The 25,971-nt window shown below is 60.3% G+C and carries 24 protein-coding genes; 6 read left to right on the top strand and 18 right to left on the bottom strand.

What is annotated here, in order from left to right:
- Nucleotides 1–68: 68 nt before the first annotated feature.
- The 3 genes from SIB72_RS12435 to SIB72_RS12425 all read right to left on the bottom strand — a co-directional run bounded on the left by SIB72_RS12435 (nt 69) and on the right by SIB72_RS12425 (nt 5,024).
- Complete coding sequence (locus tag SIB72_RS12435) at nt 69–1,013, bottom strand: LCP family protein (RefSeq protein ID WP_115119670.1); 945 nt, start codon at nt 1,011–1,013, stop codon at nt 69–71.
- A gap of 70 nt (nt 1,014–1,083) precedes the next feature.
- Complete coding sequence (locus tag SIB72_RS12430) at nt 1,084–3,186, bottom strand: cation:proton antiporter (RefSeq protein ID WP_413744060.1); 2,103 nt, start codon at nt 3,184–3,186, stop codon at nt 1,084–1,086.
- Nucleotides 3,187–3,218: 32 nt separating this feature from the next.
- On the bottom strand, nt 3,219–5,024 hold the full coding sequence (locus tag SIB72_RS12425; RefSeq protein WP_115119666.1) for an ABC transporter ATP-binding protein: 1,806 nt from the start codon (nt 5,022–5,024) through the stop codon (nt 3,219–3,221).
- 71 nt (nt 5,025–5,095) lie between these two features.
- On the opposite strand from SIB72_RS12425, the gene SIB72_RS12420 reads away from it, so the two are divergent.
- Complete coding sequence (locus SIB72_RS12420) at nt 5,096–5,293, top strand: hypothetical protein (protein WP_115119664.1); 198 nt, start codon at nt 5,096–5,098, stop codon at nt 5,291–5,293.
- A gap of 83 nt (nt 5,294–5,376) precedes the next feature.
- On the opposite strand, the gene SIB72_RS12415 is transcribed toward SIB72_RS12420, so the two are convergent.
- The 11 genes from SIB72_RS12415 to SIB72_RS12365 all read right to left on the bottom strand — a co-directional run bounded on the left by SIB72_RS12415 (nt 5,377) and on the right by SIB72_RS12365 (nt 19,500).
- Nucleotides 5,377–5,724: an RNA recognition motif domain-containing protein gene (locus tag SIB72_RS12415; RefSeq protein WP_413744059.1), complete on the bottom strand. Its 348-nt coding sequence runs from the start codon at nt 5,722–5,724 to the stop codon at nt 5,377–5,379.
- A 403-nt stretch (nt 5,725–6,127) separates the two neighbouring features.
- On the bottom strand, nt 6,128–6,418 hold the full coding sequence (locus SIB72_RS12410; RefSeq protein WP_413744058.1) for a hypothetical protein: 291 nt from the start codon (nt 6,416–6,418) through the stop codon (nt 6,128–6,130).
- Between the two features lie 4 nt (nt 6,419–6,422).
- The gene (locus SIB72_RS12405; protein ID WP_413744057.1) at nt 6,423–8,252 is read right to left on the bottom strand and encodes a DEAD/DEAH box helicase; all 1,830 of its coding nucleotides are present in this window, start codon (nt 8,250–8,252) and stop codon (nt 6,423–6,425) included.
- Between the two features lie 104 nt (nt 8,253–8,356).
- Entirely contained in the window at nt 8,357–8,713 is a 357-nt protein-coding gene (locus SIB72_RS12400; RefSeq protein WP_413744056.1) for a phosphomannose isomerase type II C-terminal cupin domain, read from the bottom strand.
- 17 nt (nt 8,714–8,730) lie between these two features.
- Nucleotides 8,731–10,395 carry an ATP-dependent DNA helicase gene (locus tag SIB72_RS12395; RefSeq protein ID WP_413744055.1) on the bottom strand — a complete coding sequence of 555 codons (1,665 nt, stop codon included), beginning with the start codon at nt 10,393–10,395 and terminating at the stop codon, nt 8,731–8,733.
- Nucleotides 10,392–14,051 carry a UvrD-helicase domain-containing protein gene (locus SIB72_RS12390; protein ID WP_413744054.1) on the bottom strand — a complete coding sequence of 1,220 codons (3,660 nt, stop codon included), beginning with the start codon at nt 14,049–14,051 and terminating at the stop codon, nt 10,392–10,394. Before SIB72_RS12390 ends, SIB72_RS12395 begins: the two co-directional genes overlap by 4 nt.
- On the bottom strand, nt 14,048–17,290 hold the full coding sequence (locus tag SIB72_RS12385) for an exodeoxyribonuclease V subunit gamma (protein ID WP_413744053.1): 3,243 nt from the start codon (nt 17,288–17,290) through the stop codon (nt 14,048–14,050). Before SIB72_RS12385 ends, SIB72_RS12390 begins: the two co-directional genes overlap by 4 nt.
- A complete protein-coding gene (locus tag SIB72_RS12380) occupies nt 17,284–17,970 on the bottom strand; it encodes a metallophosphoesterase (RefSeq protein ID WP_413744052.1) in 687 nt (228 codons plus the stop codon). Before SIB72_RS12380 ends, SIB72_RS12385 begins: the two co-directional genes overlap by 7 nt.
- Before the next feature lie 44 nt (nt 17,971–18,014).
- The gene (locus tag SIB72_RS12375; RefSeq protein ID WP_115119732.1) at nt 18,015–18,332 is read right to left on the bottom strand and encodes a hypothetical protein; all 318 of its coding nucleotides are present in this window, start codon (nt 18,330–18,332) and stop codon (nt 18,015–18,017) included.
- A gap of 104 nt (nt 18,333–18,436) precedes the next feature.
- Nucleotides 18,437–18,754 (bottom strand): MgPME-cyclase complex family protein, encoded by a 318-nt coding sequence (locus SIB72_RS12370; protein ID WP_115017891.1) that lies wholly within the window; start codon nt 18,752–18,754, stop codon nt 18,437–18,439.
- Entirely contained in the window at nt 18,754–19,500 is a 747-nt protein-coding gene (locus SIB72_RS12365) for a pyridoxine 5'-phosphate synthase (RefSeq protein WP_413744051.1), read from the bottom strand. The genes SIB72_RS12370 and SIB72_RS12365 overlap by 1 nt, the downstream gene beginning before the upstream one ends.
- 135 nt (nt 19,501–19,635) lie before the next feature.
- Between SIB72_RS12365 and SIB72_RS12360 the strand changes: the two genes are divergently transcribed.
- From SIB72_RS12360 to grxD, 4 genes are all read left to right on the top strand, one after another.
- Complete coding sequence (locus tag SIB72_RS12360) at nt 19,636–20,334, top strand: lysophospholipid acyltransferase family protein (RefSeq protein ID WP_170953828.1); 699 nt, start codon at nt 19,636–19,638, stop codon at nt 20,332–20,334.
- 26 nt (nt 20,335–20,360) lie between these two features.
- The gene (locus SIB72_RS12355; RefSeq protein WP_413744050.1) at nt 20,361–20,903 is read left to right on the top strand and encodes a hypothetical protein; all 543 of its coding nucleotides are present in this window, start codon (nt 20,361–20,363) and stop codon (nt 20,901–20,903) included.
- Between the two features lie 57 nt (nt 20,904–20,960).
- Nucleotides 20,961–21,194, top strand: coding sequence for a BolA family protein (locus tag SIB72_RS12350; protein WP_115119644.1), 234 nt, complete (start codon nt 20,961–20,963; stop codon nt 21,192–21,194).
- Nucleotides 21,195–21,295: 101 nt separating this feature from the next.
- Nucleotides 21,296–21,619: a Grx4 family monothiol glutaredoxin gene (gene grxD / locus SIB72_RS12345; RefSeq protein WP_115017901.1), complete on the top strand. Its 324-nt coding sequence runs from the start codon at nt 21,296–21,298 to the stop codon at nt 21,617–21,619.
- A 13-nt stretch (nt 21,620–21,632) separates the two neighbouring features.
- Here the strand turns inward: grxD and SIB72_RS12340 are convergent, their stop codons facing one another.
- Both SIB72_RS12340 and SIB72_RS12335 read right to left on the bottom strand, forming a co-directional pair.
- On the bottom strand, nt 21,633–22,514 hold the full coding sequence (locus SIB72_RS12340; protein ID WP_413744049.1) for an alpha/beta fold hydrolase: 882 nt from the start codon (nt 22,512–22,514) through the stop codon (nt 21,633–21,635).
- 46 nt (nt 22,515–22,560) lie between these two features.
- Complete coding sequence (locus SIB72_RS12335) at nt 22,561–22,830, bottom strand: DUF6761 family protein (protein ID WP_115017906.1); 270 nt, start codon at nt 22,828–22,830, stop codon at nt 22,561–22,563.
- 100 nt (nt 22,831–22,930) lie between these two features.
- On the opposite strand from SIB72_RS12335, the gene SIB72_RS12330 reads away from it, so the two are divergent.
- Nucleotides 22,931–23,674, top strand: a complete 744-nt coding sequence (locus tag SIB72_RS12330; protein WP_371410861.1) for a response regulator transcription factor — start codon at nt 22,931–22,933, stop codon at nt 23,672–23,674.
- On the opposite strand, the gene SIB72_RS12325 is transcribed toward SIB72_RS12330, so the two are convergent.
- Both SIB72_RS12325 and crtH read right to left on the bottom strand, forming a co-directional pair.
- Nucleotides 23,649–24,215, bottom strand: coding sequence for a hypothetical protein (locus SIB72_RS12325; protein ID WP_413744048.1), 567 nt, complete (start codon nt 24,213–24,215; stop codon nt 23,649–23,651). The genes SIB72_RS12330 and SIB72_RS12325 overlap by 26 nt on opposite strands.
- Before the next feature lie 161 nt (nt 24,216–24,376).
- Nucleotides 24,377–25,918 (bottom strand): carotenoid isomerase, encoded by a 1,542-nt coding sequence (crtH, locus tag SIB72_RS12320; RefSeq protein WP_413744047.1) that lies wholly within the window; start codon nt 25,916–25,918, stop codon nt 24,377–24,379.
- Nucleotides 25,919–25,971: the final 53 nt, after the last annotated feature.

The raw sequence follows: 25,971 nt of genomic DNA, 5'->3' as shown, positions 1-25,971 counted from the left end.
GCAGTCGTAGCCATTGTGCGTCCAATGACTCACTCCAGCTTGACCTCTGTTGCCCAGCTCTCCGCCCCTTAAAACTGTGGTCGGTATCGCCAGTTGCTGTTGTTGCTTTCGGAGTGCTCCTCCTCTGAATGGGGGCGTCTCCGGGAGTGGCTGGGCCATTGGGTATCGAGGTAGCTGATCCCATCACGCTCGAAGGGGGTCGCGTCCAACCGTTCAGCCTTGAGGTCAGTGGTGCCCATCGCGGTGATCAGGCCACCAAGTTCCATCGGGCCGAGATCGGTGTTGAGGTTGCGACCGGCGGCTGAGATTAAAGCCGGAAGACGCATGATGTTGTCTGGTTTGGTCAGTGATCCAAACAGGCTTTTGATCACGAGTTGCTGGCGTTTCAGCCGGCCGAAATCTCCTTCTCCATCATTACGCCAGCGGAGAAATCCCTCCAGATCCCGACCTTTTAAAACTTGGCGTCCGGGCTGTAGGTCGATGTAGAGCCCTTGTGAATTGTCAACGTAGTAGAGCCGTTTGGGGACATCGATCGTGACGCCACCCATCAGATCGCTGATACTGCGGATCCCTTCCAGATTGACGAGGATGTAATGCTGAATTGGTCGACCCATCAGTCGACTGAGTTCTTGCTTCACGGCATCGGTACCGCCGTAGGCGTACAACGCATTCGCCTTCATTGGGCCGAACCGGGCCGAATTGACGTAGCTGTCCCTTGGGATCTGTGTGATTTTTGTCTGACTGTTGTCCACCCGGATCGTGAACATCGTGTCGGTGTTTCCCCCGCCGGCATCCATGCCGAGTACGACCACTTCGCGATCGCCAATCCCGGTCCAGGCGGTGAACGGATTGGTCAGGGGAAGTCCCAGCAGCGCTGACTGCCGATTGCTCTCCGGCACCAGCATTGTGGTTAGTGGTAGAGCCAGCAGTAGCCCTGATCCCAACCCGAGCGCGATGGCGATCCCCAGGGATCGAGCACGCGGGCCAACCCGCTCGGGCTCAGGTGTTGTCATGAAGCAAGTTTAGGTCGGTCTTAGTCTCTTCTTTATTCAATCTTTGGTTTTTTGCAGAGGCGCATCGCGCCTAGAGCAGCGGTTCGCTGATCACCATGGATGGACATGGCAACTGGTTGATCAGGCTGCTGGTGCGATCGCTGGCTGGGATCCGCAGGCCTGCGACACGACGTCGCTGCGAGCGCAGGATGACGAGATCGTGCTCCCAGCTCAGTCGCTGGATCGTTTGGTCAATACCGGGCCCACGCACCAGTTCGATTCGGATGCTCTGCCCCATCGTGCTTTGTGGAATCCAGCGATTCAGTTCTTGCTCCATCCAGGCGCGATCTTGGCGGCCGAAGCGAGGGTCGTGAATGTGCAGCAGGGTGATGTGAGCGGGTTGCCGTTCTGGACAGGACGCCATCAGCCGCAGTGCTAGCTCGAACTGTTCTCGGGCACTGGCCGATAGATCTTTGATCGGCACAAGGACTCTGCCGAGCTGTTCCGGTGCCTGGTCCCCCAGGTTCACAACAACCACGGGGCAATGGGCGGTGCGGCAGACGCCGTCGACGAGATCGCCAAACAGCCAGTTGCGCAGTTTGTCAGGGCGACCGGTGCCGATCACGAGCAGGTCAGCACCTTGCTCAAGGGCGCTGCGGCTCATGCCACCGGCGATGTCTTCATCAAGACGGAGCACGCCGTGGGTGGTGACCTCGAGATCCTGACCGATCAGCGCTGCCTGACTGAGGCGGGCACGGGCTGCGGCGATGGCCCGGTTCAGCCCACCCCGGGCTTCCTCCACGCTTGGGCATACAAGTGCCAGGGGAATCAAGGTGCCGGAGGATCCCGTGGCATTGCTGCCAGTGAGCAGCTTTGAGGCGATGCTGAGCAGTCCTTGTTCGGTGGCTGGATTCGCCACGGGCACGACAATGCTCAGCGGGCGCTGAACCACATCCGAGGACCCGCCAGCGTCTGCGTTGGTTTGGGATGGCGCTGTTGGGGTGCGACTCGGATCGCTGGGGGCCACCAAGCGGGTGACTGAACGTGTTGTCAGCACAGGACCCAGCGTGGCGGTCACCACCATCACTGCCAGCACGCTGTTCAGCACCACTGCATCGAGCAGACCGGCCTGGTAGCCCACGAAGGCGGTGGCCAGGGTCGCAGCCACTTTGGGCATGGCCAGTGACCACATCATCAGAATCTGGTTGCCGTTGTATCCGAACAGCCGACCGGCAATCAGGGAGGCCGCACCTTTGCAGCCAAGGGCTCCCACCAGCATCAGTGCGGTGAATTCAAAGTTGCTGATGCTGGCCCCCAGGCTGTTCACATCCAGCAGCAGCCCGAGATGGATAAAGAAGATCGGGATAAAGAGGGCGCCACCCACGAAGATCACCAGTTCCTTGGCCTTGCCCTCCGGCAGCACAGAGTTCACGGCAAGGCCGGCGAGGAACGCACCAACGATCTTTTCGACCCCTGCCAGCTCAGCGCCGAGTGAGGCAACGAACAGCACCAGAAGCACCGCCAAGAACACCCTGTTCTCATCGGTGATGGTTCGGATCCACAGTCGCTTGCCCACCGCTCTGATCCCAAAAATCACCACGGCCGCAAACGCAAGAATGCTGGTCAGCAAGCTGACCAATCCCATAGGCGTGAGGTTGCCCTTGCCGAGGCCAAGGGCAACGGCCAGTAGGACTAAGGCGGAGATGTCGGTGAGGATCGTGCTGCCGACGCTGACGATTACTGATTCGTCGCGCTGGGCGCCATAGCTGCGAACGATCGGATACCCCAAAGGGGTATGAGTGGCCATAAGCGCCCCGAGCAACAGGCTTGGCACCAAGCCGAAGCCGAACAGCTGGCCGATGCCAACGCCAGTGCCGACGCCGAGCAGAAACACCAAGATGCCGAAGCTGGCGGACCTGCGCTTGACCCGGTTGAACTCTTCAAGGTCGATTTCCAATCCGACGATGAACAGCAGATAGATGGCACCGATATCGGAGAGCAACCGAATCGTTTCGCCGTCGGCTTCTAGCCAGTGGAGACCGTGGGGGCCTGCGGCCAGACCGGCCAGCAGCAGACCCACAAGATCAGGCAGGCCCAGACGCCTTATCAAGGGCGGCACCACGACGATGATGGCGACCAGCAGGGCGAAGATGCCGAGCGGGTGGTGCATCAGATGGGAGAGCGTGGCACCCATGGGGAGAACAGTATGGGGAGGACGAGGGCGCTTTAGAGCGCCAGTGTTTCACCAGGCAGAAGGCCCGCCTGCACACGCCAGAGGTCCGCATAGGCACCGCCCTGCATGAGCAGGGTGTGGTGCTGACCTTGTTGCACGATGCGACCTTGATCCATCACCACAATCTGATCAGCGTGGCGCACGGTGCTGAGACGGTGTGCAATCACCAGTGTGGTGCGGTTGGCCGTGATCTGCATCAACGAACGTTGGATCGCTGCTTCGGTTTCGTTGTCCACTGCAGCCGTGGCCTCATCCAGCACCAGGATGGGAGCATCCTTGAGAATCGCCCGTGCCAACGCGATTCTTTGCCTCTGGCCTCCGGATAGTCGTTGCCCCCGTTCACCCACAACCGTGTCGTAACCCTCGGGTAGGGCTGAGATGAAGCCGTCAGCTTCCGCTAGCTCAGCTGCCTGGATCACGGCAGCTCTCGAGGCTTTGGGATCGGCGTAGGCGATGTTCTCTGCCACCGTTCCATGGAAGAGGTACACGTCCTGACTGACCAGCGCGATGCAGCGGCGAAGGTCTCCCAAATCGATCGCTTCGATCGATTCGCCATCGAGAGAGATACTGCCGTTGCTCAAGGGGTAGAGACGCAGAAGCAGCTTCACAAGCGTGCTTTTGCCCGATCCTGTTGCGCCGACGATCCCGATCGTCGCCCCGGCCTCCACATGCAGGCAAAAGTCCTGCAGCAGTAAGGGGCGATCGCGGTAGTGAAAGCTGACGTTCCGGTAGTCGATCACTCCGCTGACGCTGTTTGGGCTGAGACGTTTGTACCCGCCCTTGATCAAGATCGGTGTGTCGATCAGGTCAAGCACCCTTCGGGTGGAGGCCATCGAGCGTTGATAGTCATCCAGGGTGCGCCCCAAGGTGGTGAGGGGCCAGAGCAGTCGCTGGGTAATGAACACCAGAAAGCTGTAGGTGCCGATCGAAAGCTCGCCTTGCCAGGTCTGCAGCCCGCCGATGATCAGGATGGCAATGAAGGCGAACAGAATTGCGAAGCGGATCAGAGGGATGAACGCGGCAGAGAGTCGGATCGCCCGTCGGTTGCTCTGTCGGTAGGCGTCACTGTCTTGACGCAGTTGCTCCAGCTCCCAGGCTTCGGCGGTGAAGCTCTTAATCGTGAGCATGCCGCTGATGTTGTTGGCCAGGCGTGAGCCGAGATTTCCCGCTCGCTCACGCACCTCGCGATAGAGCGGCGCCAGGCGCCGCTGAAAGAGCAATGAACCCCAGAGAATGACAGGGATGGGCAAATAGGCGAATAGGGCGACACCGGGAGCCATCACCGCCATCGCTCCTCCCACCAGAACCACCGTGGTGATCAGTTGCAGAATCTCGTTGGCGCCCCGATCGAGGAAGCGTTCCAGTTGATTGATGTCTTCGTTCAGTACGGTCAACAGCCGACCGCTGCTGTCGTGTTCGAAGAAGTCCATCTCCAGGTTCTGAAGATGGCTGTAGGCCTCCAGGCGCACGCTGTGCTGAGTGGTCTGGGCCAGGTTTCGCCAGAGCACTCCATAGAGGTACTCAAACAAGGATTCGGCGCTCCAGACGATGAAGGAGGCCACCGCAAGGACCAGGAGTTGGCTCGGCACATCATGCGCTCCGAGCTGTGATAACCAGTCCATCTGTTGCTGATCAATGCGGCTGGAGGCCAGCACCTCGACAGCAAGGGCGATCAAGACTGGCGGTGCAAGATCGAAGAATTTATTGATCACTGAGCACAATGCTGCCCACGTCACCAACCGCCTGTGGGGGCGGAGATGGAGTAGCAGCCGCTGCAGAGTTGAGCCCTTGGCAATCAAGCGTTCTGTTGCGAAGGAACGGTTTTTTCTTGTTATCAGTTCTAGACCTCTCTTAGAGCGATGAGGTGTTCATGACCCGTTCCCGTTCGATTAATCGATTTCACCGCTTTGTGGCACGCAAGCGTCGTCGCGGCCTGCGCTCAGTCCTCCCCCATCTGCGCCCAGATCGGAGCGAAGCTGTGGATCAGCTCGATCTCTCTAACCGGTTGATCGCTCGATCCGAGCAAATGGATCTTCGCCAGGAGCTGGACGAGCTCGGCACGAACTGAGGCTTTCGCTCCTCGTTGCTAACAGCAAAAAGGCCACCGCTTGCGCAGGTGGCCTGAATGAACAATGAGGCGAGGTGGTCAGTTCACCAACGGTTTCCGCCACCGCCACCGCCACCGCCGTAGCCACCGCCGCCACCGCCGCCGCCGTAGCCGCCGCGGCCGCCGCCACCGCCACCGCCACCGGTACGCTCGCGGGGGGTTGCTTTATTGACGCGGATCATCCGACCCATCCATTCAACGTTCTGGAGGTCATCGATGGCCTTCTGCTCGTCGGCATCGGTATTCATCTCAACGAAGCCGAAGCCGCGTTTGCGACCGGTTTCCCGGTCGAGGGGGAGGCTGGCGCTCTTAACTTCGCCGTACTGGCTGAACAGGTCAAGCAGGTCTTCCTGCTCAGCCTGGAAGGAGAGGTTGCCGATGTAAATGGTCATTCCTGTGGGGACCGTTGGACGTGTGTGATCAGTGAAGTCGTGGTCCGAAAAGGATGTCCTTGATGCTGGAGCTGTTGAGCTGAAGCTGGGGGAGCGAGCCGATCAGAGCCGAACGCTGAAGCTGATGCCGCTCCACGCTACAGGGCCAGGTGGGTCGATCTCGGCCCAACAGACTGTCACAAGAGCCTTCAAGGGGTTCTCTTGAATCGCTTGAAGGCAGCCGGGTGTGGATCGCAGCACACCTGCTTTTTACGCTTGAAAGCATCTCGGATGGAGTGGTCTGTCGCTCGGAGTGCGCCAGCGCGTGGTTGAACTCGATCAGAGCAGTTGGAATCCCCTCAATGCTGAAAGTGTGTCCTTCTGGCTTGCGTGGGGGGTGTCCGTCCAGCTGTTTTTCGATGTTTCAGAGCTTGTAAATCGAGGCTGCTTTGGACTTGCAGGTGGTTTGGGCTGCGTCGATCGAGGCCCCAGATTTCACTTCATCGAGGAAGCAACGACAGGTGTAGCTTCCCATCCCATCCGGTGGGGATTGACCGGCGTGGGCCATGGCTGCATTGAAGCTGGCTAGACAAAATTGTGTAATCAGTCCGTCATCTCCTTCTGCCCAGGCGACACCTGGCAGTGCCGCCATCGTTGCTGACAGGCCAATTGGCACCAGTGTCGCCTTGAGCAGAGCAGGCATACGAGATGACATGGATTTAAGTAGCGGGCCGAATCTGTAGTTCTCTGTTCATCACCTTGAGCCGCTTCAGAGACGCGAAAACATCCTGTGGCATGCCTTTGGGAAGATCCACAAAACTGTGGGATTCAAAAATTTGAATCCGACCAATCATGCGACCTTGCAGGCCGGATTCATTCGCGATCGCACCAACGAGGTTTCCGGGTTTGACGCGATCACGATGTCCCACCTCAACGCGAAATCGTTCCATATTGTCTTCGGGTGGACGCGACGCGCGCTCGGGTCTGCGGCGATTACCTCTCTCGCCGAAACGGTCGTCGCGACGTTCGAACCGCTGACGGCCGGTATTTTGCAGCCAACTCTCATCGCCCTGTACCAACAGAGGACCTGTGCCGACGGCAAGGGTCAGCGCGGCGAGCGCAAGCCGGGAGGGTTCGATGTCGTGCTCGTTGCTGACGCGCTGGAGTAATTCCTGCAGCAGGGCGGATTCATCGGGCTGACGGGCTTCGCCAGTGGCCGCATCGGTGAGCCGCTGCCGAAGCTTGTCGAGACGCGCTTGGTTGATCTCCGCATTGCTGGGGATCGCCATTGGCTCGATCTCCTGGTTGACAGCACGCTCGAGGTTGTTGACAAAGCGTCGTTCGCGAGGCGTCACGAACAGAATGGCCTCGCCGGTGCGGCCTGCGCGACCGGTCCGACCGATGCGATGCACGTAGGCCTCGCTGTCGAAGGGCATGTCGTAGTTGATCACTAGACCAATGCGCTCCACATCCAGGCCTCGTGCAGCCACATCTGTGGCGACAAGGATGTTGACCGTTCCCTTGCGCAGCCGTTCCACAGTGCGCTCCCGCTGGTTCTGGGGAACATCGCCATTGAGCACAGCCACATCATGGCCAGCAGCCTCAAGGGATTCAGACACATTGAGGGTGATCGCCTTGGTGCGGGCGAAGATGATCACCCCTTCGCCGGTGACGGCCTCCAGCACCCGGTTGAGGGCTTCAAGTTTGTGGCTGTTCTGGAGGGTGATGCAGCGATGGCGGATGCGACGTGCTTCCTTCTCCTGCGTTTTAATCGTGATCTCAGCCGGTTCGCTTAGGTAGCGCTTGGATAGCCTGCGGATCTCGGAGGGCATCGTGGCTGAGAACAGCACCACCTGCCGCTGTTCCGGCAACTGATCGAGAATCCATTCGACATCGTCGATGAAGCCCATGCGCAGCATTTCATCGGCTTCATCGAGAACCAGGCTGCGCAGGCCGCTGGTGTCGAGCGTGCCCTGACGCATGTGGTCCATCACACGCCCTGGGGTGCCCACCACCACATCAACGCCGCGTTTGAGAGCGTGGATCTGGGACCGGAAATCAGATCCTCCGTAGATGGCCAAGACATTGAGATGGGGATGGCCGGCCGAGTAGGCACGGAAGGAGTCCGCCACCTGCATCGCCAGTTCCCTAGTGGGGGCTAGCACCAGAGCCTGTGGGCGTGGGCCATCCTCCTGCAAGCGTTCCAGGATGGGTAGGGCGAAGGCCGCGGTTTTGCCAGTGCCGGTTTGTGCCTGGCCAACGAGATCACGGCCGAGCATGAGCTCGGGGAATGCGGCCGCCTGGATCGGGGAGGGCTCCTTATATCCCTTCTCGTTGAGGGTGTTTAAAAGCGCATCGCTGAAGCCGAACTGGGCAAATCCAGAGGGCTCATCTGGGGTGTCTTCGGTTGTTTCAATCACCGTGGTGAACACCGCGTTGGTATCGCTGGTTTCCTCAGTCGCAGGGGTCGTTTCGCCCTCTGCTGCCAGCTCTGTGGCGCTGAGATCCACTGAGCACGCGAAATCTCCGTGCGCTGCACTTTGAGTCATTTTGAAAAGGCAGTGGCCTGATTGATCCCTGCAAGTCAGGCCGGCAAAGTCCAACACGGCCGAGGCCGATCTGATTGCTTGCCCTTTCTTTCAAGGTTGATTGATCAACTTAACACTCGACCGAAATCATCTTCCAATCGTTCGATGTCGCTTTCCTCAAGCAATGCACCGTGCTGCACCTCAATCAGCAGCAGTCCCTCTTCTCCGCCCTGCGCTCGGTGAATGGCGCCACAGGGGATGTGCAGTGTCATGCCAGGGGTCGCTGAGCTCCAGCGGCCATCGCAGAGCAGAGCGCCGCTCCCTTCCGCCACTGTCCAGTTCTCGCTGCGATGCTGATGACGTTGCAGGCTCAGCCTCTGACCTGCATTGAGCCAGAGTCGTTTGAGCTTGTAGCCGGAACCTTCCCGCAGTTCTTCGTACCACCCCCAGGGGCGGATCACCCGTTCATCTGCGCTGCTCACCGTCTCCCTGCGGGGTTTCAAGCATGGCGAGGTTGCTCTGATCCGGCCAGGTTTTTGCTGATTAAAGGTGTGATTAGCAGCACCTTTGAACGGGCACGGGTCAGGCCGGTGTAGGCCAGACGGGGGTCTGGATACCGGGTTGGGGGGAGCAGCAGGGCCACGCGGCCGTACTGGCTGCCTTGGGATTTGTGCACGGTAAGGGCGAAGGCGGGTTCCGCTCCAGACAGCTGGGCCGGGTGAAGCAGGCGTCCTCCAGGCAGCAGCACAAGCGAGTGCTGATCCCTTTGCACCATCACACCGATATCCCCATTGGCCAGTCCTTGCTCCGGTCTGTTGTGGCGATTGAGCACCGGCGTTCCTGCAGGCCAGTGTTGAACAGGCCTGCGGCTGAGCTCCCCCAGCAAGGTCCGGTGGATGGCCTCAACGCCCCAAGGGCCTTGTCTCACCGGACTGAGGGCGATCTCAGCCTCCAGCTGTCCAAGCAGGGCGGCTACATCGTCGGGATGGGGATCGTCATTTTGCCAGCGCAGACTCCTGGCCAGTGCTTTGAGGCACTCCTGTTGCTTCAGCAGCAGTTCCACCAGCACGGATGGCAGGGCCTGACTGGGGGCCTCCAGCCAGGTCACATTGTCGTTTGGCTTGAGACGGCTGAGGCCTGTTTGGTCCAGGCCCGTCATCCCTTCACGTAGCTGTGAAGCGAGAACCGCGATCGCACCGTCATTGCGATAGGTGGTGCGCAGTTCGACCGCAGCGGTACCGAGTCGCTGGAGACGTTGAGGCTGGATCAGCTCCTGCAGCACAGCTCCGGGGCCAACAGGGGGGAGCTGATTGGCATCACCGACCAACAGCAACTGGCCGTGCGCGGGCATGGCATCCAGGAGTGCTCCCATCAGGGGCAGATCCACCATCGAGAATTCATCCACCACCAGTAAGTCGAGGTCGAGAGGGGTCTGTTGATTGCGGCGGAACCGTCCCTCTCCCTGCGCTTCGAGCAGACGGTGCAAGGTGCAGCTGGTGAGCTGGGTCAAGGGCTTGGCTTGCTCAGGCTCCAGCCCCTCGCCACCCAAAGTCACGGCCTCGAGCAGGCGGGATGCTGCCTTGCCGGTCGGAGCAGACAGCTGAATGCGAAGGTCAGGTTTGCGTCGTAGGGCAGCCGCCAGCATCTGCACCACGGTGGAGGTCTTGCCAGTACCAGGGCCACCAGTGAGCAGGACCAGCCGCCGTTGCAGCAACGTGATGACCGCGTCGCATTGGCAGCCGTCTAACCCTGCCTCTTCCGCCTGGATGCGGCACGTCTCCAGCAGCTCAGGTGGGGGTGGCTCGACCATTGGACACTCGCCCAGCTCCAGCAGACGTTGCAGGCAGCTGTCCAGGTCCTGATGCCAACGTCGCCAGCGCAGCCAATCGCCGTCGTGAACGATCGGCGCCTCAGGCTTGTCGTTGAGGGTCTGGCTCGAGACCATCCAGCCACTGGCCTCTAAGACCTGAAGCATCCTCTTTGGCCATTGCTCAGCAGTGATTCCATCGGGTGTTTCGCCCTTGAGGTGGATCCCGAGCTCGCCTTGCTCCAAGGCATCGGTCAGCGCAAGGACCACGGCCTCCAGGACACTGACATCGGCTTCCATCGGTGGCAGGAGCCGCATTAGAGCTTCGACCAAGCTGTTGCCGAGGACGCTGGTCATGGTTGGCCCTCTTGCAACAGTGCATCCAAGGCCATCACCCTTTCCAGGCTGGGTTGATCGACCAACACACCTGGGGTAGGTGCCTTAGCTGAGTGCCCGGGGTGGTTGATGGCGCCGGGTACACCCCTCAAGAATACATAGGCATAGCCACCCAGATGTCGCTCCGGTCTGTAGTCGTGCAGTCGCCATTTCAGGTAGCGATGCAGAGCAACGACATAGAGGTGAGCTTGCAATGGGTAGTGATTATTCGCCATCAGGCGCACCATCGCCTCCTGTGAGTAGCTACTTGGCCCGCATTGACGCACCGTTCCCTGCTGATCACGTTGCCCGAGCCAGTTGCTCTTCCAATCGGCGACCCACCAACGCTCTTTACATTGGAAGACCAAATCGATTGAGCCGGTGAGAAAGCCTCTGCTGGCGATCTCCAGCTGACTGAGCCTGTTGGCATAAGCGGTGTTGAACACGCCGCCGGGATGGTTCTGAAAAACCCTGGCCAGGCCACTGCTGCGCACCTGCCGCTTCGCCATGGTGTGGGCCAAGGGCAGATCGAAGTTCATCTCGTTGAGCCAGCTGCCCGCTGTCAGATCACCAAGTCGGTAGGACCCAAGCGGTCCTCCGAGAGGGCTTTGCACCAATTGGATGAGCCCTTTGATCAGTGGATCTGCGAGCGCATCACTCAGTCCTGCGCGGGGCAGCTCCTGCTCCACCACGGTCCGGCATGGCCCAAGATCACCGCCTGCCAGTTGGTTGTAGTTGATCCGCTCCAAAATCCGATGCAGGGCCTCACCGGGGCCGGCGCCTCGAGGGAAGTCCGCCAGAGGCCCGAGCTCCTCCCAGGTGATTCCGTTTTCTGTTTTTTGATTGGAAAAATCGCCAGGCGAATCGCCCGTTTCGGTTTGATCCAGGCCCAGGGCATCGGTGTCTCGACCGTCCTCCTGCATGGTCGGCGGTATGGCCTTCTGCGAATGGGCCCAGGCGGAGTAGCTGGCTCGGCCCCAGCGGCTGTCAAGGCTGCGTGCTGGTACAGGGCTGATCGCCAGGTCTCCTTCCGGAGGGGGGGGCTGCCAGGGAGCTCCCTTGCCTGAGGCCTCAAGGCTGAGACGAAGCAGAGGAAGCTCCCGTTCCCTGCTCCCGTCCACAAGCCAATTGCTGAGTGGGTTTCCTGCTTCCGCCAGGTCCGCGCCTGGCCAGCCCAGCACCAGAAGATGGCGCGCGCGGGTGCAGGCCACGTAGGCCAGGCGTTCAGCTTCAGCCGACTGGGCCTGTTGATCCTGCTGGGAGGCAAGGCGGCCGCGGCCCCAGTGAGGGTTGAGGTGAAGATCCATGTGGGGCGGCCCCCCTGGCTCCGGTGTCCACCGACGACCGATCATCCGGGTATCGGCCCTGATCGTTTTGCTGCCCTTCCAGAGGTAGGGACAAATCACGACGGGATACTCGAGACCTTTGCTGCGGTGCACCGTGACCACGGCGATCGCGGACTCTGCTGCATCGCTGCGACATAGATGCGCATCAGGGATTTCGCGATGCTCCTGCAGGCGCTGTCGTCGGAGCCAGTCGGCCGCCTGCTGAGCACCTAGGCCTAGACGGTGCATCTGTTCTTGCACCAGTTCGGCGGCCTGCTGAAGATCGGCGAGAACCCGGCCGCGAATGGAGAGCTGCGCAAGTCCTTCGCTGCCCTGTAGCTGAGCAAGAACCGCCGTTAGCCCCTGGCGCGGTAGACGTTCAGCCAGAAGGTTCAACTCGGCGGCGAGGTGATCCCAGCGTCGTGTGTCAGCTGTTTGGATCTCCGCAGCTGACCAGCTCAACAGAGGCGAGGCCGCTAGCAGACGCTGACGGCCGTTATGCCCTGGTTGGGCTAGGGCATCGAGGAATCGCTGCAGGGCGTTGGCGCCGATGCTCTCGAACACGTCTCCTTTGCTGACTAAACGGCTCGGGATCTGACGGCGTTCCAGCGCAGCACGTAGGGCTTCGGCTTGGCTGTGCTGGCTCACCAATAGGCAGAGATCCCCAGGCACCAGTGAGCGAGGGCTTGGTCCGTCCGTCAGCTTGAGTTGCTGTTGCAGCAGCTGCTGGCAGAACGTCGCCACCATGTCTTCGAGTTGGGTTGGATCCAGCTCAAGAAGCTGGAGAGGAGACTCTCCTTCCGGCAGCATGAGGCGTCCTGTGTCGGCCTTCGCTTGCACGGCAGGAACCGCAAGGTCTGTGCGGGGGAGCCCCGGCTCCATCAGGCCATTCAGGGCCTGCACAAGCCCTTCACTGGAACGACGGTTTTCATACAGCCCAAAGCAGTTTTCGGCCCGGTCAGCAGCCTGCCGATAGGTCGCCAGTTCCCCACCACGAAAGCGGTAGATCGCCTGCTTCGGATCGCCAACCATGACCAAAAGGTGCTGGGCAGGGTCGGCGGTGAAGGCCCGAGCCAGAATGCGCCACTGAATCGGATCGGTGTCTTGAAATTCATCGATTAGTGCAGCCCTATAACGCTTTGCCACCGTTTGCAGCAGGGGGCCAGGTCCGTCATCGCCTGGGCCAGGATCAAGCTGTTCCAGCAGTTGCCCAAAGCTCATCTGGCCACTGCGTTCCCTGCGGCGCTTGAGCTCGCTGCGGCTCCAATGGCCAAAGTGGAGGAGGAGTGCTTCTGCCGGGCCATCCACCAGGTCGGCGCAGGCCAAGAGCAGTGCCTTCTCCGGTAGTGACACCCGGTCGCCGTGAACCGGTGCTGCCATTTTCGTGAATGGCCCTGGATGGAAATACTTCTGCAGATCGCTCTGGGCGAGCAGATCGTCGTAGCCCGGTATCGTCTCCCCCAGGGAGTTGATCCAGTCCTGGACTTTGTTCAGACGGTCAGATTTTGGTTTGAGGCGATAGGGGCTGTAGGGCGCACCAAGGCTCTTGAATTCAACCGCCGCGGTTGCGAATCCCTGCTCTAAAGATTCGGCTCTCTCCTGCCAGAGGGAGAGGAAGGTCATCCAGCGCTCGTTCCAAAGCTGGCCGAGCTGAGCGGGAAGGGGTCGCTCCGCTGACACCCCTTCCGGTAGGGGGTCGAGTTGCAAGGAAGGATCACTATCCAGGTTGCTGAGGATCCGGATCAGGCTGTCTGGATCGACCCCCCGTTGCTGCAGACCTGCTAGCAACGTTTGAGGCAAGGGCAGAACTTGCTGGTGCCAGTAGTCGTGCACGAGTTGTTCACGTCGCTCATGGCTTTGGCTCTCGAGGGCCACCGATGGGCCAAGGCCCGCTTCGAGGGCTTGACGCTGCAGTGTGCGTCTGCAGAAGCCATGGATGGTGGTGATGTCAGCACGATCGAGCCGCTCGAGGGCGAGCAGCAGATGGCCTTCAAGCTTGCGGTGATCACTGTTCTTGCGGGTGTTCAACCAGTCCTGTAGTGGACTGTCCGCGTCGCTGGAGTCGGCCCCCTGGAGAAGACGCAGGGCATCCTGAAGTCGACGGGTGATGCGGTCACGCAATTCCGCTGCTGCGGCTTCGGTGAAGGTGACGACCAGCAACTGCTCCACCTGCAGAGGTGTTTCCCCTTCGCTGAGCAGGCGCAGAACCAGGTGGGCCAGGGCGAAGGTTTTTCCTGTGCCTGCGCTGGCCTCAAGCAGTCGTAATCCAGGCTCAAGCGGAAATTGGTTGGCATCAAAGCGGGGGTGATTCAAGCTTTCACCTCCTGATGTCTCTCCAAGAGCGGCTGATGCAACGCCAAGGCCAATGCCTGACGCTCATCGTTGAGAAGTTCGCTCAGGGGCAGATCAGACCCAAAGCACAGTTGTTGCACTGCCTCGAGGCGTTCTCCCTGAACTCTTGCGTTGCCTTCCCAGATGTCCCTGGCTTTGGTCCAGCCTTTGCCTTGCCCTTTGGCCTCGCCTGAGGCGAAGGCCCATCCCGTTTCCGGTGGGAGGGGCCAGCAATGCTCTTGGTGCTGCTTGCGCCAGCCCTGCAGTTGATCGATCAGTGTGTTGGCTTGATCGCGATCGGGGGGCGTGATTCGCTCGAGGATCCGGAAGCGATGTCCGTCACGCGCCACCAGCACACCGGCGCGAAAGGGGCAGCCTGCTGCAGCGGCCAGAACTGCCCAAAGCCAAAGTTGCAGTCGTTGAGGGGTTCGGGGTCGGGCGGTGTGGACCAGCACGATTTGATCGCCGCGGAATGGCAGGGCGGCCTCAAGGGCGCCCACCTGCACCAAGTTGGATCGCTCCTCACCCAGCGTTGTCAGACAGGACGCCAGGCTTTTCCAGCGTTGTTCCAGCCGAGATGCTTCTAGGGTTCCGGCGGAGAAGGCTGGCAAGACTCCACGTCCATGCTCGAGAGCCAGCCAGTCGGGGCTGTCGTTCTTAAGGAGGGTGTTCTCAGGGGTGAGCTCACGCCTGAGCAAGCTGGACCGTTGTGCTTCGTCCAGCGTGTGTGCCTCGAGATCGACCACGGGGTGATCGTGTTCCCGTGGTCGCAGGTCAATCTGCTCAAGCCACTGCTTCTGAGGAGCCTTGAGCCATGTCAGGAGATCCTCCCAGGGAGTGAGGGGGCTCGGTGCATCGCTCGGTTGAGGCGGAGTACTGCTTGCCAGGCCCGCGTGGTGATCAACGCCACCGCCTTCTAGATGCTGGCGCACCTGCAGCAGACGCTGATCGCAGCTGGATGGGGGCCAAGCCGGAGAGTGCAGAAAATTGCTGCGTTCGAGAGCGTTGGCGGCGTGCTCCCGCACGGGCACGTGCTCGAGCAGGTCCATCAATTGGCGCACGGGGGTGGAGGCCTCAAGGCGTTCACCCGTGCGCTCATCGCGACAGCTCCAGCTGATGAGCAGGTGCTGTCGGGCCGACAGAACTGCTTCCAGCAGCACATAGCGGTCCTGGTCGCCACTGCTGGGATCTCCGAGTAGGCGTTGCTGCTCCATCAGGTGAAAGCCTGGGCGCTGGCGCTGGCGAGGGAAGGCTCCTGCATCGAGCCCCATGAGCACCACCACCTTGTGGGGAATGGCTCGCATCGGTTCCAGGGCACTGATGGTGAGGGCGCCGGATCGATGGCCGAAACGACCACTGCCCTCGCTGAGGCGCTCCCCGAGAATGTCTCCCACAACCGGAGCGGCCAGTTTCAGGCTGCTTTCCGCAGCGATCCCATGCCAATCCGTTAGGGCCGCATGGATGGTCTGTAGCTCCCAAGCCCAGTCGCCGCCATCGCCAAAGAGGAGGCTTAGATGCTCTTGAAGGCCTTTCACCCAGGCTTTCACTGATCGGCTGTTGCCCAACCATCGGAGGCTGCGCAGCAGTTGTCGCAGCAGGCTCAGCCAGCGACCTTGCTGCTCAAGGCTGCCTGGCAGGACCATCGGGGCAGTGGAGGCAATGGCGAGCCCTGGACGATCGGGCAACACCAATCCGAGCATCATCCGGTCGATGGCCCAGCTGAGGCTGTGGCTGGGATCGCCGCCACGATCATCAGCATCGATTCCCCATCGGAATCCTGCTCGCTGCAGGGCCTGGGTGATGGCTTCCGCATCTTCAGGTTCCAGCTGGTGCGCAGCGAGCAGTGGTGGGTTGGCTAGCAGTCCTTCCAGCTTGGATGCGGTGAGGCGTTCGCCCCCTAGTGCCAGCAGTTGCAGCAATCCCTGGGCGATGCCGGCGTCATTTTGCTGGCTGCGGTCGGTCAGTCTCCAGGGGAGATGCACACCCGTGGCCTCGTTGTCTCCGAAGACGGCACCAACCAACGGGGCGAGAGCCTCCACCTGCGGTGTCATCACCAGGATGTCTCTTGGCTCCAGGCTGTCGTCATGCGCCAGCAATTGCAGGATCTGATCACGGATCACTTGCAGCTGCCGTAGCCGACCTGGACAAGCGTGGAACTGGAGCGATCGATCCTCCGCTTCTAGGCACAATCCATTGGCTTCCGCGCCATCGATCAGTTGCTCCTGAAGCTGCTCCAGCAGACTGGGGCGACGGTCGTTGTTCTCAGCAGCGCTGGCCGGGCAAAAGAACAAGTCTTTCTCTCCCCATTCGCCTAGCTGGGTTTCGCCACTGCCCTCAAGCAATTGTTGAAACTCTGCCCCTAGCCGTCCGAAGCGAGCCTCCAGGCTGGGAACACTGAGTAGCCAATCCTCCGCCAGCGGTGCTTCGGCGAAGGCCACCTGCTGGCGTTGCCAGAGGTCCTTGCACGGGGTGAGCAGATAGAGCTCAATCCTGCGCAAGGCCGAGATGGCTTGCAGCAGTTCCACCTGGACAGGCGCCAGGCTGCTGAGCCCAAAGAGACGCAGAGGAGGCTGAGGGGAAGCTTCAGGTCTCCACCCTTGCTGAAGGCGGCGGATCAGCTGCCGTGCTTTGAGCCCAAAGGGAAGGCACTTGAGCTCGTTGTGAAGTCGCCGCACCAGTTCCGGTTGCCACAGAACGCTCTCGGCCAATGCCTCACCTCTGCTTCCACCGTTCTTCCCCGCCAACCAGGCCTCGAGCATGGCCGGCCGGTAGAGGGTGTAGTCATCGATCGCATCGGCCATGGCTCGGGTCAGTTGCCATAGGGGTTGATCGAGGTTGTCGAGTCCTGCCGCATGCCGGTCCTGCAACCAGCGTTGCAAGGGTGCGCTGCTGGGATGCTGGAGCAGATCCGGTAGCAACTCGAGCAGCGGCCAGACCAGGTTTTGTGCTCGCCAGGGATCGGGGCCGGTGGAGGCCTGGTCGGGCTCGAGTAACTGTTCCACGAGCTGCCGTAACAAGCCAGTTGGGAATGGAAAGCGCAGGTTGGCGCAGATGCCCGCTGGGTTGGCCAGGGCAAGCTGTTCGCCCAGCCATCGGCTGGTAGGCCAAGTGTTGACCCCCACTTGGGCCTGCTCAAGAATGCCCGGCGGATCCAAGCTGAAGTTGGCCGCCAGCACTGAGGCCAGCAGTTCCGATCGGTTGCTACGGAAGACAGTCAGCAAGGGCCGCTGCTAACGAGAACGGGCTTGATCTGCTCTGCTTCTGTTTGGGTCGCGTCCGCTGCGGTCGATCCCGTCAGGTTGCTCAGACCGTTCACCTGAACGACAGCCTCTGTCTCAGGGCAGAAGGCGGTCAGCTGTCCGCCGTAGACCGCACCGGTGTCGATGATCACGATCTGCCCTTGATAGCGCACATCCTCACCAGGGGTATGGGCCACCACTACCCGGCCGAAACGTCCGTCATAGGTGCGCCAAAACGGTTCTCGGATTTCCAGATCAGGATGCCCAGCTTGATCGAAGCCGGCGTGGGTGGCGACCCAGCCATCGCCTTGGAACACCACTGGCAGGGTGCGTAGCCGTGCGATCCACTGTTTGGTGTTGCAAGGATTGGTCTTGCACGGAGTGTCGTCCTCTCCCTCCAAACGAGCGGCTTGCGCGTCAATCAGTCGTTGTTCATGGTTTCCACGCAGCCAAGTGGCCCGACCGCTGCTGACCAGTCCCCAAACCCTCTCAGCTGTGGTCTGAATGTCGGGCCCTCTCCCCACGACATCACCGCAGAAAATCAGATGATCACCAGGCGGTAGGAGCTCCAGCAACTCGTTTAGGGCCAAGAGGCAGCCGTGAACGTCCCCGATCACCCAATGGCGTGTGCTGGTTTCAGACACCTGGACGGTGGAGTGCATGGATTCATTCTGATGGCCTTGGCGGCCCCCAGGACTGAAGAGAGTTAGAAAATCCCGAGGAATTTCTTGCGTTGCGAGGGCTCAGGTCGATCGATGTTCTGTTGATAACGAGGCTTACGGTCGCCCACCGTGAGCAGAGGGTCGTTGTTGCGAAACCAGATCCAGTCACGGATCGGTGGGGTTTCCAGTAGGTCACGCCTGGTCAACCTGAGGCCAAGTTTGGCTGAGGCCCCAAGCAGAATGTCCACCATCTCATCACCGTTGCGGCAACGGGCAAGCGCTTCGTTGGTGCGCTTGGCACCATCCAGCGCTTTCACTAGCAGGGCGATTTGCTGAGGCACAGGGAGTTGGTTGGCTTGCATCACTCCACTCCCTTTGCAGATGGCAACCGTGCTAATCGATCGCTTGCGGTCTGATCGATCAGCACGGGTTCTTTTTATCGAACGTTGATGAGTAGGGCCGTTGCTCAAGCTTCGGCGAGTGCATCGGGGATTGTGGTGGAGGGTGCCTCGAAACGTCCCTCTGCAACGAACTCCAAACGCAGCTTCATGAAGGTGATAAAGCGGGGATCGGTCGACACCACCGCGGCTGAGGGGGTTGGAACCTTGGCGGCAATGCTTGAGAGCTCAGCAGCCTGAAGGAATGCCGGGTGCCGCACCAGCCAGAAATCAATGTCTTTGCCCTGCTCGGCATAGTTCCGTCTGCGCTCCTTCAGCACTTCTTCTAGGGGCTCTTCTTGCGTGAGGAAGCGTTCGCTGGCGGCAACGAAGTGATAGGTGGTCATCAGTTCAGACGTCCGAACAGGGGGTCACGGCGTGGATTCTCTATCAGACGCCGCATCTCGCTCACCGCGTTCTGCAGACCGACTGCCAGAGCCCTGGTCACGATCGTATGGCCAATGTTGAGCTCCTCCATGCCCTCGATGGCGGCAATCGGCTCCACGTTTTGATAGGTGAGTCCATGGCCTGCATTCACCCTGAGGCCGAGGGTCCTGGCGTGGGCAGTGGCTTGCGTCAGTCGTGCCAGCTCCACGGCTTGCCGATCCCAGCGCGCCTCTGCATAGGCACCCGTGTGCAGTTCGACCCAGCGGGCCCCGGTGGCCTGGCTTGCTTTGAGTTGCTCCGGATCTGGATCCACGAACAGGCTCACGGGAATGGAGGCTGCCTGCAGCGTCCCGACCATGGAGCTCAGGGCTTCCAGTTGGGCTGAGACATTGAGGCCTCCTTCGGTGGTCACCTCCTCACGGCGCTCTGGCACCAGAGTGACCATGTCGGGCTTGATGCGAAGGGCAATCGCCTCCATTTCTGCTGTGGACGCCATTTCCAGATTGAGGCGGCTGCGCACCGTCTGGCGCAGAAGCTCAACATCTCGGTCCTGAATATGACGCCGGTCTTCTCGCAGGTGCACGGTGATCCCATCGGCCCCGCCAAGTTCGGCCAAGAGGGCCATCGGCACGGGGTCGGGCTCCACCGTTCGCCTCGCTTGGCGAACATTGGCAATGTGATCAATGTTGACGCCGAGGCTGGCCACAGTGCTCTCTCTGACCGCCCGACTCTATGCAGCTCCTGATGGGGCGCGGGCCGAAGGATCAACTGCCCTGTGACGGCAAGAAAATGGCACGGCACGACCTAGCTTTTTGCCGTGATGAACGGATGAGCCTTCGCGGTGAACTCGAGCCTGGCGACTCGCGAACAAGCTCTGAGCTCGGGGATTGACCCTTTTTGGGCACCGATGGCGATGGTGCTCACGCAGGACTTTGCGCTGAAGAGTTACTTCCGTGAGCGGGTTGTGCTTGGTGCTGATCGTCTTCCCGTGGATGGCCCGGTGCTCTTGGCTCCGACCCATCGGGCCCGATGGGATGCTCTGATGTTGCCCATGGCGGCGGGTCGGAGGGTGACCGGTCGGGACTGTCGCTTCATGGTGACCGGTACTGAGATGGTCGGTTTGCAGGGGTGGTTTTTGCATCGCCTTGGCTGCTTTGCCGTTGATCAGGGCAGGCCGTCGATGACCACCCTCCGCTATGCCATTGACCTCCTCTCTGCTGGAGAGCAGCTGGTTGTGTTTCCAGAGGGAAGGATCAACCGCTCCGATGAGCCCATACGTCTGCAGCAGGGGCTGGCCCGCCTCTCTCAACTCGCGACACGTCAGGGTGTGCCTGTTCAGGTGGTGCCTGTTGGCTTGGCCTACAGCGAGGCCCGTCCCCGCCCTTGTGGTCGTGCGGCGGTCTGCTTCGGTGAATCCCTCACCACGGAGAACAGCGGCCGAGAGGCGACACGGATTTTCAATCAACTGTTAACCGAGCGGATGCAATCAGCTGAACAAGCGGCCCGTGCTGCCGTAGGCCGTCCTCTGATATCCCCTTAGAGTCCGCCCACTGTTGTGGTCTGTTCATGCGTTTCCGCCTTTCGCTGACTGCCCTTGCTGTGGCTGCTGGTCTGGTGGTTGCTCCCACCGTCGCCATCGCTCAGGCCGATCAGCAGGCCTCGGATGGGGTCTCCAAAGTGCTTGCCTCAGAAGGTGCTGGTTTTAATACCGCTGCGGTTCAGTCGCTGCTTAACCGTGGTGATGCTGCCGTCGCGGCAGGCAATCTCGCCGAAGCTCGCAAGGACTACGACAATGCCCGTGCAGCAGCCAAGCAGCTGCTTGCGTTCTATCGCGATCTGAGCGGAGCCTTCCGTGGCCTCGATGCCCGCATCCCGCGTGAAATGGACTCCAAGGGTCGTGCAGCGCTCGGGCTTCTTGCCCAGGCCAATCTGCGTCTTGCCGCTTTGTTCCGCCGCCAGAATCAGCCAGAGGTTGCCGTTCCTGTCTTGGTTGAAGTTGTGCGTCTGATGACCCCTTCCCAGCCAGAAGGCCAGAAGGCTTATCAGAGCCTTCTGGAGCTCGGATTCGTTGAGACTCCCTTCGCTGCCGCCAAGGCTGGTGGCAACTAAGGCGATCATCGCCTTGAGCGATCTGCCAACATCACTGTCCAGACAGTCCCGTTGACCATGGTTCAACCTGATGCAGTGGCCGCGGCGATTCGCCAGGCTCTGCCTGACGCCAATGTGGAGATTGAAGACCTCACTGGTGGTGGAGATCACCTTCAGGTGAGTGTGGTCTCCTCAGGATTCACTGGACTGTCGCGGATCAAGCAACACCAGTTGGTGTATGGCGCCTTGCGGGACCATCTCGCCAGTGAGGCGATCCATGCTCTTGCCCTCAACACCTCCACTCCTGACTGACACTGAGTCTTTGAAGTCGTGCTCACGCGCGCATGACGAGCTCCTTGTCGCCGTCGCCCTCGAAACGAGCCAAAACACCCGTCTCCCTGCCTGCGCCCACCATGGATAGCCAGACCAAATCACGCATCGAAGAGCTGATTCAATCCACGCCGATCTTCGTGTTTATGAAGGGCAATAAGTTGATGCCTCAGTGCGGCTTCTCCAACAATGTTGTGCAGATCCTCAATTCCTTGGGGATGAGTTTCGAAACCTTCGATGTCCTCTCGGACATGGAAATCCGCCAGGGCATCAAGGAATTCTCCGAATGGCCCACCATCCCTCAGGTGTATGTGAATGGTGAATTCATCGGTGGGTCCGACATCCTGATCGAGATGTACAACTCCGGCGAGTTAAAGGAGAAGCTGGAGATTGCCCTCGCAAGTTGAGGGTTCTCTTGATTCATGGTGTCCCCTCCGCCTTGGTGGAGGGGGTAGTGGCCATGTCGTTCGCAGTGTCATTCCGGGCTAGAAAGCTCTCAACGGTCTGGACATAAGCGCTGTGTTGGTCGATGTAGGTCTTATGGCCTGCATCTGGCAAGACCACCGTTTTGGTGAGTGGCCCGATCCTTTGTTTTGCCTGCTCCATGGTCTGAGGCGTGGCGGTGTCGTGTTCGCCGCAGATCAGTAGCGTCATTGCCTTGATTTCTCTGAGTCGAGGGAAAAAATCAAGGTCGCCCAGCATGCCGGCATGAGCGAATTCACTGGGGCCCCACATTTGTTCGTAGAGCTTTTTGTTGCTGCGTTCTTGTTCTCGTGCAAGCGCACGAGGCGCTGGGTTGCTGCGGCAGAAGTGGCGCCGATTGAACGCTTCCTCAAGGGCAGCGCCCTTGAGTCCCTGGTTGCTTAGCTCCTTGAGCAGGGTGTTGCAGTCCTCAATCCAGCGCAGAGTGGAAAGGAGTGGTGAGGACAGCACCAGTGCTTTCACCCGTTCTGGATGGTTGAGACAGAACTGGGTGATCACGCTGCCTCCCCAGGAATGGCCGAGCAGCTGAGCGGTTTCGATTGCTAGCGCATCCATCAGTCGCAGAGGCTCCTCCGCAAATCGTTCCAGCGTCATCTGTTCACGGCTGAGTTCTGCCGGAGACCCATGCGACCCCAGCTGGTCATAGAAGATCACCGGTCGCTGGTCTGCGAGCCCGTTCAGGGCGTCGTAGAGCCCGATGCTGCTTCCACCAGGACCACCATGGGTGACGATCAGAGGTGTGCGTTGTGCGGCCTGCTCAGCGTGAGGTTGATAGAAGCGATATTGAATGCGTCCTCCCGGCACCTCCACCAGCGACACCGACTCGAGCGAGTGACGGTTGAATCGGATGCTGTCCGTGATGACGTCAGCCCAGTTCTGGTTGACGGAAGAGGGTGCCTACATCGCCATTGGGCCCAATGAAACTGGAAGGATCGAGGATCCAGCGATCGATCAGAGTTTCAAGCTTGGCCAATTCGCGAGGGTCGAGCTCTTCGCAGCGCCGAAGAGCATGCAGGTAACCGTCTGCGTAAAGGCGGAGTTCAGATGGACTGTGATAGCGATGGGTCAGTTCCTGACAAGCATCACAGAGCGACTGAAAGTGTCGGATCGCCTGTGGATGTTGCAGGGATGTCATGACCTTTGTGAGGACGGCAGCCTCTGTTACCAGCGTGCCATTGAATTGGGATTAGCGTAATGGCGCTCCGTCAACTGATGTGACCTCCTCTTCTCGCGATCTGATCCCCGTTGGAGCTTCTGAGTCTCCGGAGTATGCGCCGGTTTCGGCTGCAGATCTCCCCAAGGAGCCTTCTCGGGTCCTGATTGTGGAACCTCATCCCACCCTGCGAACGGTCTTGGTGCAGCGCTTGCGCCAGGACGGTTATCTCACGGCTGCTGTGGCGACTGCTGAGGAAGCCGTGGAGGTCTGTGAAGAACAGTCTCCTGATCTTCTGGTCAGTGCAGAGTTGCTGGAACGCAGTTCAGCATTGCGCCTTGGTCAGCATTTGCGCTGCCCCGTGATCGTTCTCACCGCTCGCAGCGGCGCCGAACCGGTCGTCGGTCTGTTGGACGAGGGCGCCGACGATGTCCTGCGTAAGCCCTTCGGTTTGGAAGAGCTGGCAGCGCGCTGTCGCACCTTGCTCAAGCGGGGTCGTTCGGGTCTGCAGGAACGCGTCACCGTCGGCCCCCTGGAAGTTCACCTCTTGTTGCGTCAAGTCACCCTGCGTGAGAAGCCGGTAGAGCTCAGCCCTCGCGAATTCGCCTTGCTCTGCGCCCTGCTGATGCCACCAGGCGTGGTTCGCAGCCGTCAAGACCTGCTTCGTATGGCCTGGCCTCCGTTCAGTGGTGGCCCCCGCTCGGTGGACACCCAGGTGCTCACCCTGCGTCGCAAGCTTGAACAGGCTGGACTGGGCAATGGCGGTGGAATCACCACCGTTCGCCAACAGGGTTACCGCTTCAGCCTGGACCACCTGGCGGCATGAGTGCCCAACCCTGCTGAATCGCCAGGAACGTTGTCGTTTCACTGGCGAGCATCAGGACAGCGAGGCCGGCGAGCAAGCGATAGGTCCATGGCGGAGTCAGCCCTTTGATCTCTGAGGTGTTGATTCCGCTATGCCGCTCCACCATGGCCAGGAACTCAGGGAAATCATTCAGGCGCTGGGGCAGCAACTGGTGCCTTAAGTCATCGGTCGTGAAGTAATAAACCCGCCCCCCTTGGCTGGTGGAGATGGGGACCAGTCCGCTGATCTCATCCCACTCCAGGCTCCAGCTTCGACGAAAGAGCCAACCGCACCATGTGGGGTATCCCACCCGTAGGCCCGAGTCCGACACGTCAACGTGTTCGGACAGCAGCGCCCAGATCAAGACCAGCCCTGCCAGGTCTGCCAGAACCAGCCAAGGCATGAGCACCGATGGCGCTAATGCCGGCAGCGGCAGAACCAAGGCCAGATACACCGCAAGCAGTGTGAAGCGGATGAAGGAGGACAGCTGAAATCGCCGCAAGGAGTTCTCATCGAGCGCCAAGACGTTCTAGTTGCCTTCAGCCATTGTGTGAGCCCACCCTCAGCTGCTGTTCGCAGCATGCGCTCCATCGCATCAGGGGATTCCGAGTGATCCCAATCCACCCTTCTCCACGCTTGAAAAGCCCAGGTGTATTGCTCGTCTGGGCTGAAGTGTTGATCCACTCAGGCAGGCAGAGCCCATTGATTCAGTCCGAGGTCTGCCCCGATGCGGTGGCTACAGGCGTAGCCGCTAAAGGCAACGGCATTCAGTCCCTGGCCTGGGAAACATGAATCGCCCACGCAGTACAGATCAGGGAGCCCCGTGCGGTTAAAAGGCATCGGTAGCAGCCCTGGTAGGCGGCTGGCAGGGATTGGCCCATAGCTTCCTCCCATCCGGCCAAGGAAGCGGCGGTGGGTTCGTGGTGTTCCGATCTCCTTCACGTCGATGGCCTTGCTAAGGCCGGGCAACAGGGATTCCAGCCGTTCAATGAGTCGATCGGCATCCGCCTGTTTCTTGGCGGCGTACTCGCTTGGCCCTAACCCTTTCCAGTGGCGCATATCGCTCATCGTGAAGGTGTGCACGATGTGGCATCCCGTTGGTGCGAGGGAGGGGTCGAGCAGGGTGGGGATCGACACAAAGATCACCCCTTGTTCCGCCTCCATGGCTCGCCAGTCTTCCAAGAGCAGGTGATGGCAGTGGAAACCCTTGGGAATCACCTCCGCTTTCACCCCTAGATGCAGGGATAGAAATGAGCTCGAAGGCTGGTATCGGCGCCTCCATGTGGCCTCCGCCGAAGGGGTGTGGCTTTCGTCTACAAGAGTTGTTGAGGGTGATCCCTCGCCCGCGAAGGTGTCCCAGCGGGTGGCGTTGCTCACGATCCGCCGGGCATAGAGTTCGTCTCCGTCAGCCAAACGCACGCCTGTGGCTCTGCCGTTTTCAACGATCACCTTGGTGACGCGGGTGCTGTAGCGGATTGAGCCGCCATGGGCCTCAAGCCCAGTGACCAGTTTTTCGGCGATCACACCAACCCCACCTTTCGGATAGTTGATGCCGCCTGCGTGGCGATCTGAAAACACCATCCCTGCATTGATCATCGGGGTGCGATCCGCCGGCATCACTGACCAGCAGAAGCACTCCATATCAATCAGGCGGAGAAGATCCCGATCGCGGATATGGCGGCGTGCCACATCCCCCACATTGAAGGGCAACCAGCGCGCCAGGCCAAGGCAGGCAAGCGGTGCTCGAAAGAACACCTTGGCGAGATAGGCAGGGTCCTCCAGGGACAGAAGGGGCATGGCATCCAGGCAGCGGAACACCTGCCAGCAGGTGTCGTAAAACGCTTGAATCCCTTTCTCTTCATGGGGAAAGCGGGCGCTCATGCGCTGGATGAAGTCGCCGTAATCGCGATCCACGGCCATGGTCAGGCCGTCGGGGAGGTGGTATTCGAGCTGTACAGCGTCTGGCACGGTCTCACAGGATTGCCCTACATCTGCAAGGGCACGGGTCAGCAAGTTGGTGTGTCCCTTCTCCCCGAACCCGAAGATCATCGAGGCGCCCACGTCGAAGGTATATCCCTTCCTTTTGAAGCTGCCACCGGAACCGCCAGGGATCAAATACCTTTCCAGCACAAGGGTCTTGGCCCCTTTTGCGGCCAACTGGGAGGCGGTGACCAAGCCACCGATCCCGGAGCCGATCACGATCACATCCCAGGCGGGCTTGGTCACTGTTGGCCAGTTCGTCCGCCGAGAACCCTAGGCGTTGCGGCCGCTGATCAGTG

Origin of the sequence: Synechococcus sp. MIT S9451, assembly GCF_047304725.1 — a bacterium.
In the GTDB taxonomy this organism is placed as follows: Bacteria; Cyanobacteriota; Cyanobacteriia; order PCC-6307; family Cyanobiaceae; genus Synechococcus_C.
The sequence above is the reverse complement of the archived record's forward strand: the minus strand, read 5'-3'. Positions and strand labels throughout refer to the sequence as shown.

Excerpts from the sequence above, each read along its gene's own strand:
- SIB72_RS12335 (WP_115017906.1), bottom strand. The coding sequence starts at position 22,830 with ATGACATCCCTGCAACATCCACAGGCGATCCGACACTTTCAGTCGCTC.
- SIB72_RS12350 (WP_115119644.1), top strand. The coding sequence starts at position 20,961 with ATGGTTCAACCTGATGCAGTGGCCGCGGCGATTCGCCAGGCTCTGCCT.
- SIB72_RS12375 (WP_115119732.1), bottom strand. The coding sequence starts at position 18,332 with ATGCAAGCCAACCAACTCCCTGTGCCTCAGCAAATCGCCCTGCTAGTG.
- SIB72_RS12415 (WP_413744059.1), bottom strand. The coding sequence starts at position 5,724 with ATGACCATTTACATCGGCAACCTCTCCTTCCAGGCTGAGCAGGAAGAC.
- SIB72_RS12410 (WP_413744058.1), bottom strand. The coding sequence starts at position 6,418 with ATGTCATCTCGTATGCCTGCTCTGCTCAAGGCGACACTGGTGCCAATT.
- SIB72_RS12405 (WP_413744057.1), bottom strand. The coding sequence starts at position 8,252 with ATGACTCAAAGTGCAGCGCACGGAGATTTCGCGTGCTCAGTGGATCTC.
- SIB72_RS12355 (WP_413744050.1), top strand. The coding sequence starts at position 20,361 with ATGCGTTTCCGCCTTTCGCTGACTGCCCTTGCTGTGGCTGCTGGTCTG.
- SIB72_RS12370 (WP_115017891.1), bottom strand. The coding sequence starts at position 18,754 with ATGACCACCTATCACTTCGTTGCCGCCAGCGAACGCTTCCTCACGCAA.
- SIB72_RS12435 (WP_115119670.1), bottom strand. The coding sequence starts at position 1,013 with ATGACAACACCTGAGCCCGAGCGGGTTGGCCCGCGTGCTCGATCCCTG.
- grxD (WP_115017901.1), top strand. The coding sequence starts at position 21,296 with ATGGATAGCCAGACCAAATCACGCATCGAAGAGCTGATTCAATCCACG.
- SIB72_RS12430 (WP_413744060.1), bottom strand. The coding sequence starts at position 3,186 with ATGGGTGCCACGCTCTCCCATCTGATGCACCACCCGCTCGGCATCTTC.
- SIB72_RS12395 (WP_413744055.1), bottom strand. The coding sequence starts at position 10,395 with ATGACCAGCGTCCTCGGCAACAGCTTGGTCGAAGCTCTAATGCGGCTC.
- SIB72_RS12380 (WP_413744052.1), bottom strand. The coding sequence starts at position 17,970 with ATGCACTCCACCGTCCAGGTGTCTGAAACCAGCACACGCCATTGGGTG.
- SIB72_RS12420 (WP_115119664.1), top strand. The coding sequence starts at position 5,096 with ATGACCCGTTCCCGTTCGATTAATCGATTTCACCGCTTTGTGGCACGC.